General features: G+C 61.6%; 13 protein-coding genes. 10 read left to right on the top strand and 3 right to left on the bottom strand.

What is annotated here, in order from left to right; translation table 11 throughout:
• Nucleotides 1-33: 33 nt before the first annotated feature.
• The 4 genes from CAF92_RS05775 (at nucleotide 34) to CAF92_RS05760 (ending at nucleotide 5378) form a co-directional block, all read left to right on the top strand.
• Nucleotides 34-897 carry a hypothetical protein gene (locus CAF92_RS05775; protein ID WP_003259010.1) on the top strand — a complete coding sequence of 288 codons (864 nt, stop codon included), beginning with the start codon at nucleotides 34-36 and terminating at the stop codon, nucleotides 895-897.
• A 20-nt stretch (nucleotides 898-917) separates the two neighbouring features.
• Nucleotides 918-1364 (top strand): 50S ribosomal protein L9, encoded by a 447-nt coding sequence (gene rplI / locus CAF92_RS05770; RefSeq protein ID WP_003249568.1) that lies wholly within the window; start codon nucleotides 918-920, stop codon nucleotides 1362-1364.
• 113 nt (nucleotides 1365-1477) lie between these two features.
• Nucleotides 1478-2875 (top strand): replicative DNA helicase, encoded by a 1398-nt coding sequence (gene dnaB / locus CAF92_RS05765; RefSeq protein WP_015271992.1) that lies wholly within the window; start codon nucleotides 1478-1480, stop codon nucleotides 2873-2875.
• Nucleotides 2876-3077: 202 nt separating this feature from the next.
• Nucleotides 3078-5378 (top strand): YgiQ family radical SAM protein, encoded by a 2301-nt coding sequence (locus CAF92_RS05760; protein WP_046613306.1) that lies wholly within the window; start codon nucleotides 3078-3080, stop codon nucleotides 5376-5378.
• A 135-nt stretch (nucleotides 5379-5513) separates the two neighbouring features.
• Here CAF92_RS05760 and CAF92_RS05755 read toward each other — a convergent pair whose 3' ends face one another.
• On the bottom strand, nucleotides 5514-6101 hold the full coding sequence (locus CAF92_RS05755; RefSeq protein ID WP_085599708.1) for a TIGR00730 family Rossman fold protein: 588 nt from the start codon (nucleotides 6099-6101) through the stop codon (nucleotides 5514-5516).
• 349 nt (nucleotides 6102-6450) lie between these two features.
• Between CAF92_RS05755 and azu the strand changes: the two genes are divergently transcribed.
• Nucleotides 6451-6900, top strand: a complete 450-nt coding sequence (gene azu / locus CAF92_RS05750; protein WP_015271990.1) for an azurin — start codon at nucleotides 6451-6453, stop codon at nucleotides 6898-6900.
• 79 nt (nucleotides 6901-6979) lie between these two features.
• Here azu and nadE read toward each other — a convergent pair whose 3' ends face one another.
• Nucleotides 6980-7807: an ammonia-dependent NAD(+) synthetase gene (gene nadE, locus CAF92_RS05745; protein ID WP_013974414.1), complete on the bottom strand. Its 828-nt coding sequence runs from the start codon at nucleotides 7805-7807 to the stop codon at nucleotides 6980-6982.
• Nucleotides 7808-7810: 3 nt separating this feature from the next.
• On the bottom strand, nucleotides 7811-9016 hold the full coding sequence (gene pncB, locus CAF92_RS05740; RefSeq protein ID WP_046613299.1) for a nicotinate phosphoribosyltransferase: 1206 nt from the start codon (nucleotides 9014-9016) through the stop codon (nucleotides 7811-7813).
• A 524-nt stretch (nucleotides 9017-9540) separates the two neighbouring features.
• On the opposite strand from pncB, the gene CAF92_RS05735 reads away from it, so the two are divergent.
• The 5 genes from CAF92_RS05735 to CAF92_RS05715 all read left to right on the top strand — a co-directional run bounded on the left by CAF92_RS05735 (nucleotide 9541) and on the right by CAF92_RS05715 (nucleotide 14637).
• On the top strand, nucleotides 9541-10677 hold the full coding sequence (locus tag CAF92_RS05735; RefSeq protein WP_015271988.1) for a branched-chain amino acid ABC transporter substrate-binding protein: 1137 nt from the start codon (nucleotides 9541-9543) through the stop codon (nucleotides 10675-10677).
• A gap of 156 nt (nucleotides 10678-10833) precedes the next feature.
• Nucleotides 10834-11748 carry a branched-chain amino acid ABC transporter permease gene (locus tag CAF92_RS05730; RefSeq protein WP_013974411.1) on the top strand — a complete coding sequence of 305 codons (915 nt, stop codon included), beginning with the start codon at nucleotides 10834-10836 and terminating at the stop codon, nucleotides 11746-11748.
• Nucleotides 11749-11750: 2 nt separating this feature from the next.
• On the top strand, nucleotides 11751-13052 hold the full coding sequence (gene livM, locus CAF92_RS05725) for a high-affinity branched-chain amino acid ABC transporter permease LivM (RefSeq protein WP_046613297.1): 1302 nt from the start codon (nucleotides 11751-11753) through the stop codon (nucleotides 13050-13052).
• The gene (locus tag CAF92_RS05720; protein ID WP_010955466.1) at nucleotides 13049-13924 is read left to right on the top strand and encodes an ATP-binding cassette domain-containing protein; all 876 of its coding nucleotides are present in this window, start codon (nucleotides 13049-13051) and stop codon (nucleotides 13922-13924) included. The genes livM and CAF92_RS05720 overlap by 4 nt, the downstream gene beginning before the upstream one ends.
• Entirely contained in the window at nucleotides 13921-14637 is a 717-nt protein-coding gene (locus CAF92_RS05715; RefSeq protein ID WP_015271986.1) for an ABC transporter ATP-binding protein, read from the top strand. Before CAF92_RS05720 ends, CAF92_RS05715 begins: the two co-directional genes overlap by 4 nt.
• Nucleotides 14638-15306: the final 669 nt, after the last annotated feature.

The raw sequence follows: 15306 nt of genomic DNA, 5'->3' as shown, positions 1-15306 counted from the left end.
GACCGGGTCGTCGACAAGCAGTAAGGGATTAGCATGCGAGCGTTAGCAAGTTTCATCATGCGCGGTCGTGTGCAGGCCACCCTGGTGGTGGTCATCAGCGCGGTACTGCCGCTGCTGTTCTGGTTGAGTGCCGCTGCCGGCAGCCTTGTGCTGCTGCGGCGTGGGTTCAAGGATGCTACAACGGTCATCGCCGGCGGCCTGCTGGCCGGGCTGGCCGTGTGGGTCATGGGCGATCCCATCACCTTTCTGGTGATCGCTGGTGCCCTGGGCTTGGCTGCGCTGTTGCGCGCCGAGCATCCCTGGAGCCGGGTGTTGCTGGTCAGTGCCGTGTTCGCCGTGGCTTTCAGCCTCGTGCTCGATCTGGCGTTGGCGCAAACCTTCGATGTGCTGGCCAAGGCGTTTGCCGAAGCCATGCCGAAAATCGAGGGGCAGCCGGTGCTCTCCGGTGAGCTGATCCGCCCTGTGCTGGTCGCTTCCACAGCAGTGACGGTGCAATTGTTCAGTGTGCTGGCCCTGGTGCTGGCGCGCTACTGGCAGGCAGCGTTGTACAACCCTGGAGGCTTCGGTCGCGAGTTTCGCGCCCTGAAGTTGCCGAAACAGACCATGGCGGTCTTGGTGGCAGTGATGGTGGTGGCCCCGTTCATCGGGCCGCAGTTCATCGTCCTGGCATCGGCCTCGAGCCTGGTACTGGTGCTGGCCGGCATCGCCTTGATGCACGGGCTGGTGGCACAGGGGCGACTGGCCGGTTTCTGGCTGGTGGGCATGTACGTGACGTTGCCGCTGATCATGCAGCTGATTTATCCGTTGCTGGTGGTTTTGGCCATTGTCGACAGCCTGATTGATTTTCGCGGTCGCAAGTCCCCCAAGGGGAATGACTCCGCGAACGGTGAAGGTTAAAAGTTAAGAGGTTTTACCAAATGGAACTGATCCTGCTGGAAAAAGTCGCTAACCTGGGCAACCTGGGCGACAAAGTAAAGGTTAAGGCTGGTTACGGCCGTAACTTCCTGCTGCCATTCGGCAAGGCCACCGTTGCCAACGCCGCCAACCTGGCTGCGTTCGAAGAGCGTCGCGCCGAGCTGGAAAAAGCAGCTGCTGACAAGAAAGCTTCGGCTGAAAGCCGCGCTGCCCAACTGGCCGAGCTGGAAGTGACCATCACTGCCACCGCTGGCGACGAAGGCAAGCTGTTCGGTTCGATCGGCACCCACGACATCGCTGACGCCCTGACCGCCTCCGGCGTTGAAGTGGCCAAGGCTGAAGTTCGTCTGCCGAACGGCACCATCCGTCAGGTTGGCGAATACGACGTAGCCGTGCACCTGCACAGCGACGTTGAAGCCACCGTACGCGTGGTCGTCGTAGCTGCCTAAGCTGCGCTGACTGGCTGGCTCCTTGTGGGTCAGGCGGTTAACATCGGGCACGGTCCTGTTTTCGACAGGCCGTGCCCTTTGTCTTTTTCATCCTCCAGAATTCTTTCGTGGCCATGAACGAGATCACCACCTCCGAACAGCTTGACCTGCAAACTGCAGCCCTGAAGGTGCCGCCGCATTCCATCGAGGCCGAACAGGCCGTGCTCGGTGGCCTGATGCTGGACAACAACGCCTGGGAGCGGGTACTGGACCAGGTGTCGGATGGCGACTTCTACCGGCATGACCACCGCCTGATTTTCCGTGCCGTGCACAAGTTGGCCGACGCCAACCAGCCATTCGACGTGGTGACCCTTCACGAGCAGTTGGACAAGGAAGGCCTTTCTTCGCAAGTCGGTGGCTTGGCGTACTTGGCAGAGTTGGCCAAGAACACCCCGTCGGTAGCCAACATCAAGGCCTACGCCGCGATCATTCGCGAGCGCGCCACCCTGCGTCAGCTGATCAGCATCAGTACCGATATCGCCGACAACGCGTTCAACCCCCAAGGGCGCAACGCCGAAGAGATTCTCGACGACGCCGAGCGGCAGATCTTCCAGATCGCCGAGGCGCGGCCGAAGACCGGCGGCCCGGTGGGGGTCAACGAACTGTTGACCATGGCCATCGACCGCATCGACACGCTGTTCAACTCCGACAGCGACATCACCGGCGTATCCACAGGCTTTACCGACCTCGACGAGAAGACCAGCGGCCTGCAGCCAGCCGACCTGATCATCGTCGCCGGCCGACCGTCGATGGGCAAGACCACCTTCGCCATGAACCTGGTGGAAAACGCCGTACTGCGTACCGACAAGGCGGTGCTGGTGTTCTCCCTCGAGATGCCAGGTGAATCGCTGATCATGCGTATGCTCTCGTCCCTGGGCCGTATCGACCAGACCAAGGTGCGTTCCGGCCAGCTGGACGACGACGACTGGCCGCGCCTGACCTCGGCGGTGAACCTGCTCAACGACCGCAAGCTGTTCATCGACGATACCGCCGGAATCAGCCCCTCGGAAATGCGTGCGCGTACCCGCCGCCTGGCCCGTGAGCACGGCGAAATCGCCATGATCATGGTCGACTACCTGCAGCTGATGCAGATTCCGGGTTCGGCCGGTGACAACCGGACCAACGAGATTTCCGAGATCTCCCGCTCGCTCAAGGCCCTGGCCAAGGAGTTCAACTGCCCGGTCATCGCCCTGTCGCAGCTGAACCGCTCCCTGGAACAGCGCCCGAACAAGCGCCCTGTGAACTCCGACTTGCGTGAATCTGGTGCGATCGAGCAGGACGCCGACGTGATCATGTTCGTGTACCGGGACGAGGTGTACCACCCCGAGACCGAGCACAAGGGCGTGGCGGAAATCATCATCGGTAAACAGCGTAACGGCCCCATCGGCTTCGTGCGCCTGGCGTTCATCGGCAAGTACACCCGCTTCGAGAACCTTGCGCCGGGCATGTACAACTTCGACGACGACGAATAAGCCACCGGCCTCATCGCCGGCAAGCCAGTTCCCACAGGAGACCACTGCCTTGAGGCCGGTGGAGGTCCTGGAGGCGTTTGCTTGCCGGCGATGAGACCGGTACAGGCAACCCATGAATCCGACAACCATCGTCGGATTTGGTCAAAATTTGTGCTATATTCCGCGCCCGCGATTTCCCTGCACACCAGAACCGGTCACTGACATGCAAGCAGCCAAACCACTCTACGACTATCCCAAGTACTGGGCCGAATGCTTCGGGCCAGCACCTTTCCTGCCGATGAGCAGGGAGGAGATGGATCTGCTCGGCTGGGATTCCTGCGACATCATCATCGTGACCGGTGATGCCTACGTCGACCACCCGTCGTTCGGCATGGCCATCATCGGCCGCCTGCTGGAGGCCCAGGGCTTCCGCGTGGGCATCATTGCCCAGCCGAACTGGCAGTCGAAAGACGACTTCATGAAACTCGGCGAGCCGAACCTGTTCTTCGGCGTGGCTGCGGGCAACATGGACTCGATGATCAACCGCTATACCGCGGACAAGAAAATCCGTTCCGACGACGCCTATACCCCTGGTGGCCTTGCCGGCAGGCGCCCGGACCGCGCCAGCCTGGTGTACAGCCAGCGTTGCAAGGAAGCCTACAAGCACGTGCCGATCGTGCTCGGCGGCATCGAGGCTTCGCTGCGCCGCATCGCCCATTACGACTACTGGCAGGACAAGGTCCGCCACTCGATCCTGATCGACGCCAGCGCCGACATCCTGCTATTCGGCAACGCCGAACGCGCGGTGGTCGAGGTGGCCCAGCGCCTGTCCAACGGCGAGAAGATCGAGACCATCACCGATGTGCGCGGCACTGCTTTCGTGCGTCGCGACACGCCTCAGGGCTGGTACGAGATCGATTCGACCCGAATCGACCGCCCGGGCCGCGTCGACAAGATCATCAACCCGTACGTGAACACTCAGGACACCCAGGCCTGTGCCATCGAGCAGGCCAAGGGCGACCAGGAGGACCCGAACGAAGCCAAGGTCGTGCAGATCCTCGACAGCCCGAGCATGACCCGGGAAAAGTCGGTGATCCGCCTGCCGTCGTTCGAGAAGGTGCGTAACGACCCGGTACTCTATGCCCATGCCAACCGGGTGTTGCATCTGGAGACCAACCCGGGCAACGCCCGCGCCCTGGTGCAGAAGCATGGCGAAGTGGATGTGTGGTTCAACCCGCCACCCATCCCCATGAGCACCGAGGAAATGGACTACGTGTTCGGCATGCCCTATGCCCGTGTGCCGCACCCGGCCTACGGCAAGGAACGCATCCCGGCCTACGAGATGATCCGCTTCTCGGTGAACATCATGCGTGGCTGCTTCGGTGGCTGCACCTTCTGCTCGATCACCGAGCACGAAGGCCGCATCATCCAGAACCGCTCGCACGAGTCGATCCTGCATGAAATCGAAGAGATGCGTGACAAGGTGCCGGGCTTCACCGGCGTGGTTTCCGACCTTGGCGGCCCGACTGCCAACATGTACCGCATCGCCTGCAAGAGCCATGACATCGAGAAGCACTGCCGCAAGCCGTCTTGCGTGTTCCCGGGCATCTGCGAAAACCTCAACACCGACCACAGCTCGCTGATCGAACTGTACCGCAAGGCTCGCGCCCTGCCGGGTGTGAAGAAGATCCTGATTGCCTCGGGCCTGCGTTACGACCTGGCGGTGGAGTCGCCGGAGTACGTCAAGGAGCTGGTCACCCACCACGTCGGCGGTTACCTGAAGATTGCCCCGGAGCATACCGAGCGTGGCCCGCTGGACAAGATGATGAAGCCGGGTATCGGCACCTATGACCGCTTCAAGCGCATGTTCGAGAAGTTCTCGAAAGAGGCGGGCAAGGAACAGTACCTGATCCCGTACTTCATTGCCGCGCACCCGGGCACCACCGATGAAGACATGATGAACCTGGCCCTGTGGCTGAAGGGCAACGGCTTCCGTGCCGACCAGGTGCAGGCGTTCTACCCGTCGCCGATGGCCTCGGCCACGGCCATGTACCACTCGGGCAAGAACCCGCTGCGCAAGGTGACCTACAAGAGCGAAGGCGTGGAGATCGTCAAGAGCGAGGAGCAGCGCCGTCTGCACAAGGCGTTCTTGCGTTACCACGACCCGAAGGGCTGGCCGATGCTGCGTGAAGCGCTGCAGCGCATGGGCCGCGCCGACCTGATCGGGCCGGGCAAGCACCAGCTGATCCCGCTGCACCAGCCGCAGACCGATACCTACCAGAGTGCACGCCGCAAGAACTCGACCCCGGCGGGTAGCCACAAGGTGGGCAAGGAGCAGAAGGTCCTTACCCAGCACACCGGCCTGCCGCCGCGTGGCAGTGATGGCAGCAAGCCGTGGGACAAGCGTGAAAAAGCCAAGGCTGAAGCGTTCGCGCGTAACCAGCAGGCGGCCAAGGAGCGCAAGGAAGCGGCCAAGGGTGGCAAAGGCAACAAGAAGCCGCGTCAGCCAGTGATCCCGCGCTGATTTCGGGGGCCGCTTTGCGGCCCAATCGCCGGCAAGCCAGCTCCCACAGGAATTGTACAAACCCCGAGGCTTGCACTGTACTTGTGGGAGCTGGCTTGCCGGCGATTGGGCTGCAAAGCAGCCCCTGTTGCAGGTTTAGTCAGGCTTCCTGTCGACCCACTTCGGCGCCACCGGCGCGACAAATTTGTCCATGCCGTCCAGCAGCTCATCCGGCTGCTGCCCGAGCAGCAACATCGCCCGATGCTGCGGCCGCACGAAGCCTTCTTCGACGATATGGTCGAGGAACCCGCCCAGCTTCTCGTAGAAGCCGTTAACATCCAGCAACCCTAGCGGCTTGGCGTGATAGCCCAATTGCCCCCAGGTCCATACCTCGAACAACTCCTCCAGCGTACCCAGCCCTCCGGGCAGGGCGATGAATGCATCGCTCAGCTCGGCCATGCGTGCCTTGCGCGCGTGCATGCCGTCGACCACTTCCAGGCGGCTGAGGCCCTTGTGGCCGATTTCGGCATTCATCAGGCTCTCTGGGATGATCCCGATCACTTCGCCACCGGCCGCCATGGCCGCGTCGGCGACGGTGCCCATCAGGCCGACTGCACCGCCGCCATAGACCAGTGTCAGGCCGCGACGGGCAATCGCCTGGCCCAGTGATATGGCCGCTTCACGGTAGGCGGGGTTGGCACCAATGCTGGCGCCGCAGAACACACAAACGGAACGTACGGGCATTGCTCATCTCCAGTCACTCAGGCTGACAGGGTAAGGCCCATGTCCTACAGTTCCAAGGCCGGTTTCACTCCGGCCGGGAGAATTCGCAGATGGCGCCGGTGGCTCCATGGGCGTAGGCCGCCAGCACGCTGTTCATCAGGCTTCCAAGGGTCATTTCGTATTGCTCCTAAATGAGAGGTTGTCCCATCGTCCAATAAAAGGGCATGATGTGCCCTTGAATTGGTTGTATACAATCCATTGAACAATTCTACTGGCTGGCCTCTTGACAGCCCCTTGACCCATATCAGCAAGGGGCTGAACGGTTTCAGGCAGTCTCGCAATTGATAAAACCCTGCCAAGGAGATTCATGATGTTTGCGAAAGCTGTAGCGGTATCCCTGCTGACCCTCGCCAGCGCCTCTGTCTTCGCAGCCGAGTGCTCGGTGACTGTCGACTCCACCGACCAGATGTCCTACAACACCAAGGAAATCACCGTCGACAAGAGCTGCAAGGAATTCACCGTCAAACTGACCCACTCCGGCAACCTGCCGAAGAACGTCATGGGCCACAACCTGGTGATCAGCAAGACTGCCGATATGCAGGGCATTGCTACCGAAGGCATGAGCCAGGGTCTGGAAAAGGACTACATCAAGGCTGACAACGCCGCGATCATCGCTCACACCAAGATGATTGGCGCTCCTGAGAAGGAGACCGAGGTGAAGTTCGACGCTACCAAGCTGGAAGCCGGTGGCGACTACAGCTTCTTCTGCACCTTCCCGGGCCACATCTCGATGATGAAGGGCAAGGTCGTCGTTAAGTAATCAAAGGCTGACGGTGAATCCTGTGGGAGCGTTTCGGCGCCCCGATGAACCCGCTCCCACAGGTCTTTCTACAGCCTGATCAAGGGGCGAACGGCAGTTCGCGCTTGTGCTGGGTCTTGCGGTAGGTAGCGACGATGATATCGAACGCTTCCTGATCAACCGGCTGCCCATGCAGGAAGGCATCGATCTGCTGGTAGGTCACGCCATGGGAGGCTTCGTCCGGCTTGCCCGGCGCCAGGTCTTCCAGGTCTGCAGTCGGCACCTTTTCCACCAGTGACTCCGGCGCACCGAAGCTGCGCGCAATCGCCCGCACCTGGTTCTTCACCAGCCCGCTCAGCGGTGCCAGGTCGCAGGCACCATCACCGAACTTGGTAAAGAAGCCCATCACCGCCTCGGCGGCGTGGTCGGTACCGATCACCAGGCCCGCGCGGGCACCAGCGATGGTGTATTGGGCGACCATGCGGGTACGTGCCTTGACGTTGCCGACCACGAAGTCCACCAGCGTCGGCGAGCCGTTCTTCAACTCCACCACTTCAGCCGCCAGCGCCCGTACTGCCGGGGCGATATCCACAGTGTGCACTTCGTCGGCCTTGATCACTTCCAGGCACGCCTGGGCGTCATGCTCGTCATGCTGGACCTGGTAAGGCAGGCGTACGGCGATGAAGGTGTAGGCCTTGTCGCCGGTTTCGGCGCGCAGCTCGTTGATGGCACGTTGGGCGAGCAGTGCGGCGGTCAGCGAGTCGACGCCGCCGCTGATGCCCAGTACCAGGGTCTTGAGCCGGGCGTTGGCCAGGCAATCCTTTATGAACGCCACGCGCCGGGCTACTTCGGCCTCGAGCGCGGCGGCGTCGGCGAACGGCGGCTGTACCTTCAGCGCCTGGGCAATCTCTTGCTGAACCGCTTGCATGGGTTACTCCTTGCTGGGGACTTTGAATACATGGCGCATGTAGGCGACGAAGTTCTCGTCGCGGCATTGGGTCTTGGCGGCTTCGTCCGAGATCTTCGCTACCGGCGCGCCGTTGCAGTCGGTCATTTTAAGCACGATGCTCATCGGGGCCACACCTGGGATATCACAGGTCAGGTTGGTGCCGATGCCGAAGCTGACGTTGATGCGACCGCGCAGGGCTCGGAAGATTTCCAGCGAGCGGGTCAGGTTGAGACCGTCGGAAAAAACCAGGGTCTTGGTCATCGGGTCGATACCCAGTTTCTGGTAATGGGCAATGGCCTTTTCCGCCCAGGCCACCGGTTCGCCCGAGTCGTGGCGCAGGCCGTCGAACAGCTTGGCGAAGTACAGATCGAAATCGCCGAGGAAGGCATCCATGGTGATGCAATCGGTCAGGGCGATGCCAAGCAGGCCGCGATACTCGCGCACCCAGCAGTCGAGCGCGGCGATCTGGCTATCGATCAGTCGCGGGCCGAGTTGCTGGTGGGCCATGATCCATTCATGGGCCATGGTGCCCAGAGGCTTGATATCCAGTTTCCATGCCAGGTCGACGTTGCTGGTGCCGACGAAGCGCCCCGGGAAATCGTCGCGCAGCACGCGCACCACTTCTTCCTGCACGCGGCTGGAAAAGCGTCGGCGGGTGCCGAAGTCGGCCACCTGCAGTTCGGCCAGTTCATCGTCGCTGGCATGCGCGCGCAGCCAGTCGAACTTGCGGTACAGCTGGTCGCGGGCCTCGGCCAGGCGCATGCGCGGGTGCAGGTGGCGGTTGCGCACTTCACTGATGATCGCCAGCAGCGGCACTTCGAACAGGATCACATGCAGCCACGGGCCTTTCAGGCGCAGGAACAGCTGGCCGTTTTCTATCCCCAGGCGTACGTAGCGCAGGTTGAAGCGGAACAGGCGCAGAAAGCGCAGGAAGTCAGGCTTGAGGAAGCTGATGCGTTCCAGGAAGGCCAACTGGCCGTCATCCAGGGTGAGGTCGCTGAGCAGTTCGAGCTGGTTGCGGATCTCGCCGAGGTAGGGGCGCAGGTCCTCGCCGTTGCGGCAGCGGAATTCCCATTCGACGTCGGCGTCCGGGTAGTTGTGCAGTACGCCCTGCATCATGGTGAGTTTGTAGAAGTCGGTGTCGAGCAGGTTGTGCACGATGCGCTCGGCGAATGCGCTCTCGCTCATCAATGGGGCTCCGGAAGCGGCGAATGGCGGACATTGTGCCAGCCTTTTCGGCCTTGTTGTGCCTGTTGCGGCCCTATCGCCGGCAAGCCAGCTCCCACAAGTAACCCACAGGGCCGGAATTTGCAGTGTTCCTGTGGGAGCTGGCTTGCCGGCGATAGGGCCGGAACTGCCAAAACAGAGGTGTTTTTTCGTGCACCAGCTAGCCTTGAAACGGTGCCGCCTGTAGCAGTCGCGCACCAGCTGTGTGCAGTTCGGTGACGTCCGCTGTTACAGGGCGGTTGCACGTTAACACTTGCCAGGGTTGCAATGATGGCACTCGATGGTTGCTCCTTGTCTGTACGTGTGGTGGCGCCCGCCGCGTGGCAGACGGTTGCACGCTCAATAAAGAAAAGGCCGTCGGTCGCCTGCCAGCAACCTGCACAGTGTGTTTTCCCGTAAGACAAAACCTATGGCACGGCCCTTGCTCGGAGCACTGGGCTGAGAAGTTGTAGTGCCAACCAAAAAAACTCTAGGAGCACCACCTCATGTCGCAGACGTTTTACAAGAAAGGTTTCCTGGCTCTGGCCGTAGCTACGGCACTGGGTGTTTCTTCGTATGTTCAGGCCGACGTCAAGATCGGTGTAGCGGGCCCGATGACCGGGGCTAACGCAGCGTTTGGCGAGCAGTACATGAAAGGTGCGCAGGCAGCGGCCGACAAGATCAACGCCGCCGGTGGCGTGAACGGCGAGAAAATCGTCCTGGTCAAGGGCGATGACGCCTGCGAGCCGAAGCAGGCCGTGGCCGTGGCCAACCGCCTGGTCGACCAGGACAAGGTGATCGGCGTGGTCGGCCACTTCTGTTCCTCCAACACCATCCCGGCCTCCGAGGTATATGACGAGGCTGGCGTCATCGCCATCACCCCAGGTTCCACCAACCCACAGGTCACCGAGCGCGGCCTGGGCGCCATGTTCCGCATGTGCGGCCGTGACGACCAACAGGGCATCGTCGCCGGCGACTACATCGTCGACGTGCTCAAGGGCAAGAAAGTCGCGGTACTGCACGACAAGGACACCTACGGCCAGGGCCTGGCCGACGCGACCAAGGCACAGCTGGAGAAACGCGGCGTCAAGCCGGTGCTGTACGAAGGCCTGACCCGCGGCGAGAAGGACTTCAGCGCCGTGGTCACCAAGATCCGCTCCACCGGTGCCGACGTGGTCTACTTCGGTGGCCTGCACCCGGAAGCCGGCCCGCTGGTGCGCCAGCTGCGCGAACAGGGCCTGAAGGACGTCAAGTTCATGTCCGATGACGGCATCGTCACCGATGAACTGGTGTCCACCGCCGGCGGCGCACAGTACGTCGATGGCGTGTACATGACCTTCGGTGCCGACCCGCGCCTGCTGCCGGACAGCAAGGCGGTGGTGGAGGAGTTCCGCAAGGCCGGTACCGAACCTGAAGGCTATACCCTGTACGCCTATGCCTCGCTGCAGGCCCTGGCTGCAGCGTTCAACGGCGCCAAGTCGAACAAGGGCGAGGACGCTGCCAAGTGGCTCAAGGCCAACCCGGTGCAGACCGTCATGGGCGAGAAAAAGTGGGACTCGAAGGGTGACCTGACCGTGTCCGACTACGTGGTCTACCAGTGGGATGCCCAAGGCAAGTACCACCAGCTGGAAAAACAAAAATAACAACGGCCCACGGCCCGGGCGCGTCAGCCCCCGGGCCAAAGCCCAGCGGTACCTGTCTTTATCCGTAGATCTGCACAGTACTGCGCTGCGAGGGCCGCCTGTCCCAGGCCCGCCGTGGTCGGCGCTCGTGCAATCTCAATCAGGTGAGATTGCGTTATGGATGGTATTTTCCTGCAGCAACTGGTCAACGGCCTGACCCTCGGGTCGGTCTATGGCCTGATCGCCATCGGCTACACAATGGTCTATGGCATTATCGGCATGATCAACTTCGCGCACGGCGAGGTGTATATGATTTCCGCGTACCTCGCGGCGATCAGCCTGGCATTGCTGGCTTACTTCGGTATCGAGTCGTTTCCCCTGTTGATGCTGGGCACCCTGTTGTTCACCATCGTCGTCACCGGTGTGTACGGCTTCACCATCGAACGCATCGCCTACAAACCCCTGCGCAACTCCACCCGTCTGGCACCGCTGATCAGTGCCATCGGCATCTCGCTGATCCTGCAGAACTACGCGCAGATCAGTCAGGGCGCCCGCCAGCAAGGCGTGCCAACCCTGCTGGAAGGCGCCTGGCGTGTCGAAGTGGGTACCGGCTTCGTGCAACTGACCTACACCAAGATTTTCATTCTGGTGGCAGCCTTCGTTGGCATGGGCCTGCTCACCTACGTGATCAAGTACACCAAGCTCGGCCGCATGTGCCGTGCCACCCAGCAAGACCGCAAGATGGCCTCGATCCTGGGCATCAACACCGACCGGGTGATCTCCTACGTATTCGTCATCGGTGCGGTGATGGCCGCCCTGGCCGGCGTGCTGATCACCATGAACTACGGCACCTTCGACTTCTACGCCGGCTTCATCATCGGCATCAAGGCGTTCACCGCCGCGGTGCTCGGTGGTATCGGCTCGCTGCCTGGCGCCATGCTCGGCGGGATCATCCTGGGCATTTCCGAGTCGCTGTTCTCTGGCCTGATCAACTCCGACTACAAGGACGTGTTCAGCTTCTCGCTGCTGGTGATGATCCTTATCTTCCGCCCGCAAGGCCTGCTGGGCCGCCCGCTCGTGGCTAAGGTGTGAACATGTCCATTGCCAAAACTGCCTCTGTTCCTGAAACCAAAGGTTTCGATATCAAACGCAGCCTGCTGGAGACCATCGTCGCCGGCCTGCTGGCACTCATCGTGTTTGGCCCTGTCGTCGGCGTGGTGCTCGACGGCTACACCTTCAATGCCGAGCCGCGGCGTGTGGCCTGGCTGGTCGGCGGGGTGATGCTGGGGCGCTTCCTGCTCAGCCTGTATCTGCAGACTGCCGCCGGCTCGCGCATGCTCCAAGGCTTCGAAAGCGGCGGCTCGGGCGTGCATGTGCGCGCGCCGAACTACGTATCGCGGCTGCGCTATATCATCCCTGCGCTGGTGGTGATTGCCATCGTCTTCCCGATCTTCGCCAACAAGTACCTGCTGACCGTGGTCATCCTCGGCCTGATCTACGTGCTGCTGGGCCTGGGGCTGAACATCGTGGTCGGCCTGGCCGGCCTGCTCGACCTGGGCTACGTGGCGTTCTATGCCATCGGCGCGTACGGCCTGGCGCTGGGTTACCAATACCTTGGCCTGGGCTTCTGGAGCGTGCTGCCACTGGCCGCCATCGCAGCGGCGCTGGCGGGGTGCATACTCGGCTTCCCGGTGCTGCGAATGCACGGCGACTACCTGGCGATCGTGACCTTGGGCTTTGGCGAGATCATCCGCCTGGTGCTGAACAACTGGTTGTCGTTCACCGGCGGCCCGAACGGCATGCCGGCACCGGCGCCCACCTTCTTCGGCCTGGAGTTCGGCCGCCGGGCCAAGGACGGCGGGGTACCGATCCACGAGTTCTTCGGCTTCGATTACAACGCCAACCTCAAGTTCGTGTTCATCTACGCGGTGCTGTTCATCGTCGTGCTGGCAGTGCTGTACATCAAGCACCGCCTGACCCGCATGCCGGTCGGCCGTGCCTGGGAAGCGCTACGCGAAGACGAGATCGCCTGCCGCTCGATGGGCCTGAACCACGTGCTGGTCAAGCTCTCGGCGTTTACTCTGGGTGCTTCCACCGCCGGCCTGGCCGGGGTGTTCTTTGCCACCTACCAAGGCTTCGTCAACCCGTCGTCGTTCACCTTCTTCGAGTCAGCGCTGATCCTCGCCATCGTCGTGCTCGGTGGCATGGGCTCGACCGTGGGCGTGGTGATCGCGGCCTTCGTGCTGACCGTGGCGCCCGAGTTGCTGCGCAGCTTCTCCGAATACCGCGTGCTGCTGTTCGGTGTGCTGATGGTGCTGATGATGATCTGGCGACCGCGTGGGCTGATCCGCATCAGCCGTACCGGTGTGACCCCGCGTAAAGGAGTGGCGCCATGAGCGACGATATCATTCTCTCGGTCGACAACCTGATGATGCAGTTCGGTGGCATCAAGGCGCTCAGCGATGTCAGCCTGAAGGTCCGGCGCAACCAGATCTTTGCACTTATCGGCCCTAACGGTGCGGGCAAGACCACTGTGTTCAACTGCCTGACCGGGTTCTACAAGGCCAGTGGCGGGCGCATCGAGCTGAACGTGCGCGGCAGCCACACCAATGTCATCCAGCTGCTCGGCGAGCGCTTCCAGGCGGCAGACTTCGTCTCCCCGGCGCGCTTTGCCAACCGCATGTACTACAAGATGTTCGGCGGTACCCACCTAGTCAACCGCGCCGGCCTGGCACGCACCTTCCAGAACATTCGCCTGTTCAAGGAAATGTCGGTGGTGGAGAACCTGCTGGTGGCCCAGCATATGTGGGTCAACCGCAACCTGCTGGCCGGGGTGCTCAATACCAAGGCCTACCGCAAGGCCGAGAGCGACGCGCTGGACCACGCATTCTACTGGCTGGAAGTGGTCGATCTGGTCGATTGCGCCAACCGACTGGCTGGCGAGCTTTCGTACGGCCAGCAGCGCCGCCTGGAAATCGCCCGGGCCATGTGCACGCGGCCGAAGATCATCTGCCTGGACGAACCAGCGGCTGGCCTGAACCCGCAGGAAACCGAGGCACTCAGCCGCATGATCCGTGTGCTGCGCGACGAGCATGACATCACCGTGGTGCTGATCGAACACGACATGGGCATGGTCATGAGCATTTCCGACCATATCGTGGTGCTTGACCACGGCAACGTTATTGCCGAAGGCGCGCCGCAGGATATCCGCCACAACCCGACGGTGATCGCCGCCTACCTGGGTGCCGATGAAGAGGAACTGGTATGAGTGCACCCATTCTCGAACTGAAGGACCTGGACGTGTTCTACGGCCCGATCCAGGCGCTGAAAAAGGTCTCGATGCACATCAACGAGGGCGAGACGGTCAGCCTGATCGGTGCCAACGGTGCCGGCAAGTCGACCCTGCTGATGTCGATCTTCGGCCAGCCGCGGGCGGCCTCGGGGCATATCGTGTACCGTGGCACCGACATCACTCGCAAGTCGTCGCACTACATCGCTTCCAACGGCATCGCTCAGTCGCCGGAAGGGCGCCGGGTGTTCCCCGACATGACCGTCGAGGAAAACCTGATGATGGGCACCATCCCCATCGGCGACAAGCATGCCGACGAAGACATGCAGCGCATGTACGAGCTGTTTCCGCGCCTGAAAGAACGGCGTAACCAGAGGGCCATGACCATGTCTGGTGGCGAGCAGCAGATGCTGGCGATTGCCCGCGCGCTGATGAGCCGGCCAAAGCTGCTGCTGCTGGATGAGCCATCACTGGGGCTGGCGCCGATCGTGGTCAAGCAGATCTTCTCGACCTTGCGTGAGCTGGCCAAGACCGGGATGACCATCTTTCTGGTGGAGCAGAACGCCAACCATGCGCTGAAACTGTCGGACCGGGCTTATGTGATGGTCAACGGACAGATTCGCATGAGCGGCACGGGGCAGGAGCTATTGGTCAACGAGGAAGTCCGTAACGCCTATCTCGGCGGGCATTGAGTTGCATTCGGGGGCCGCTTTGCGGCCCTTTTCGCCGGCAAGCCAGCTCCCACAGGTACTGCGCTGCCCTCAGGGCCTGTGTGGTCCCTGTGGGAGCTGGCTTGCCGGCGATGGGCTGCAAAGCAGCCCCATTCTCGATGTGGACAACTTCTACCGCGCCTCTCCGTTCACGCATCACCACCCCATCCCAAGCCCTTGTTTCCACAGGCCCGATCTTTTCCACGGTTAATGTGGAACCGCCTGTGGAAAACATGGTGGCATCTCGCTCAAGCCCTTTGATGCCAAGCCCTGCAGCTTCATGATCATTTTTTGATCACAGGCGCCTTGTGGATTGTTTTTCCAGGTTTTTCAAAGCCCTGCATTCATTCCAAGGCCCGTGCAAAGCCTGTGGATAAACCTGTGAAGAAACCTTGGACAGACCGCTGCAGGCTGCATGCTTGGAAGCCTTGCGCCAGCATTGAAAAGATATCCACCGACCATGAGTCGCTGAAAGGGTTCCGCACCGTCGACAAGTTGCCCCCAATCCGTGGGGAAAGTCTTGTGGATAACATGCGCATAGCTGCTGCCGAGCCCTCTGCTGCGGGGCTTTGGCGAATATGATCAAAAAATGAACAGTGCTGTAGGCGGGTTGCTGCAAGCGCCCGGCGCGGGCATGCTGCAAGCCTGCCG

The organism is Pseudomonas sp. B10(2017) (assembly GCF_002113295.1).
GTDB lineage: Bacteria > Pseudomonadota > Gammaproteobacteria > Pseudomonadales > Pseudomonadaceae > Aquipseudomonas > Aquipseudomonas pudica.
The sequence above is the reverse complement of the archived record's forward strand: the minus strand, read 5'-3'. Positions and strand labels throughout refer to the sequence as shown.

Excerpts from the sequence above, each read along its gene's own strand:
- CAF92_RS05775 (WP_003259010.1), top strand. The coding sequence starts at position 34 with ATGCGAGCGTTAGCAAGTTTCATCATGCGCGGTCGTGTGCAGGCCACC.
- rplI (WP_003249568.1), top strand. The coding sequence starts at position 918 with ATGGAACTGATCCTGCTGGAAAAAGTCGCTAACCTGGGCAACCTGGGC.
- dnaB (WP_015271992.1), top strand. The coding sequence starts at position 1,478 with ATGAACGAGATCACCACCTCCGAACAGCTTGACCTGCAAACTGCAGCC.
- CAF92_RS05760 (WP_046613306.1), top strand. The coding sequence starts at position 3,078 with ATGCAAGCAGCCAAACCACTCTACGACTATCCCAAGTACTGGGCCGAA.
- CAF92_RS05755 (WP_085599708.1), bottom strand. The coding sequence starts at position 6,101 with ATGCCCGTACGTTCCGTTTGTGTGTTCTGCGGCGCCAGCATTGGTGCC.
- azu (WP_015271990.1), top strand. The coding sequence starts at position 6,451 with ATGTTTGCGAAAGCTGTAGCGGTATCCCTGCTGACCCTCGCCAGCGCC.
- nadE (WP_013974414.1), bottom strand. The coding sequence starts at position 7,807 with ATGCAAGCGGTTCAGCAAGAGATTGCCCAGGCGCTGAAGGTACAGCCG.
- pncB (WP_046613299.1), bottom strand. The coding sequence starts at position 9,016 with ATGAGCGAGAGCGCATTCGCCGAGCGCATCGTGCACAACCTGCTCGAC.
- CAF92_RS05735 (WP_015271988.1), top strand. The coding sequence starts at position 9,541 with ATGTCGCAGACGTTTTACAAGAAAGGTTTCCTGGCTCTGGCCGTAGCT.
- CAF92_RS05730 (WP_013974411.1), top strand. The coding sequence starts at position 10,834 with ATGGATGGTATTTTCCTGCAGCAACTGGTCAACGGCCTGACCCTCGGG.
- livM (WP_046613297.1), top strand. The coding sequence starts at position 11,751 with ATGTCCATTGCCAAAACTGCCTCTGTTCCTGAAACCAAAGGTTTCGAT.
- CAF92_RS05720 (WP_010955466.1), top strand. The coding sequence starts at position 13,049 with ATGAGCGACGATATCATTCTCTCGGTCGACAACCTGATGATGCAGTTC.
- CAF92_RS05715 (WP_015271986.1), top strand. The coding sequence starts at position 13,921 with ATGAGTGCACCCATTCTCGAACTGAAGGACCTGGACGTGTTCTACGGC.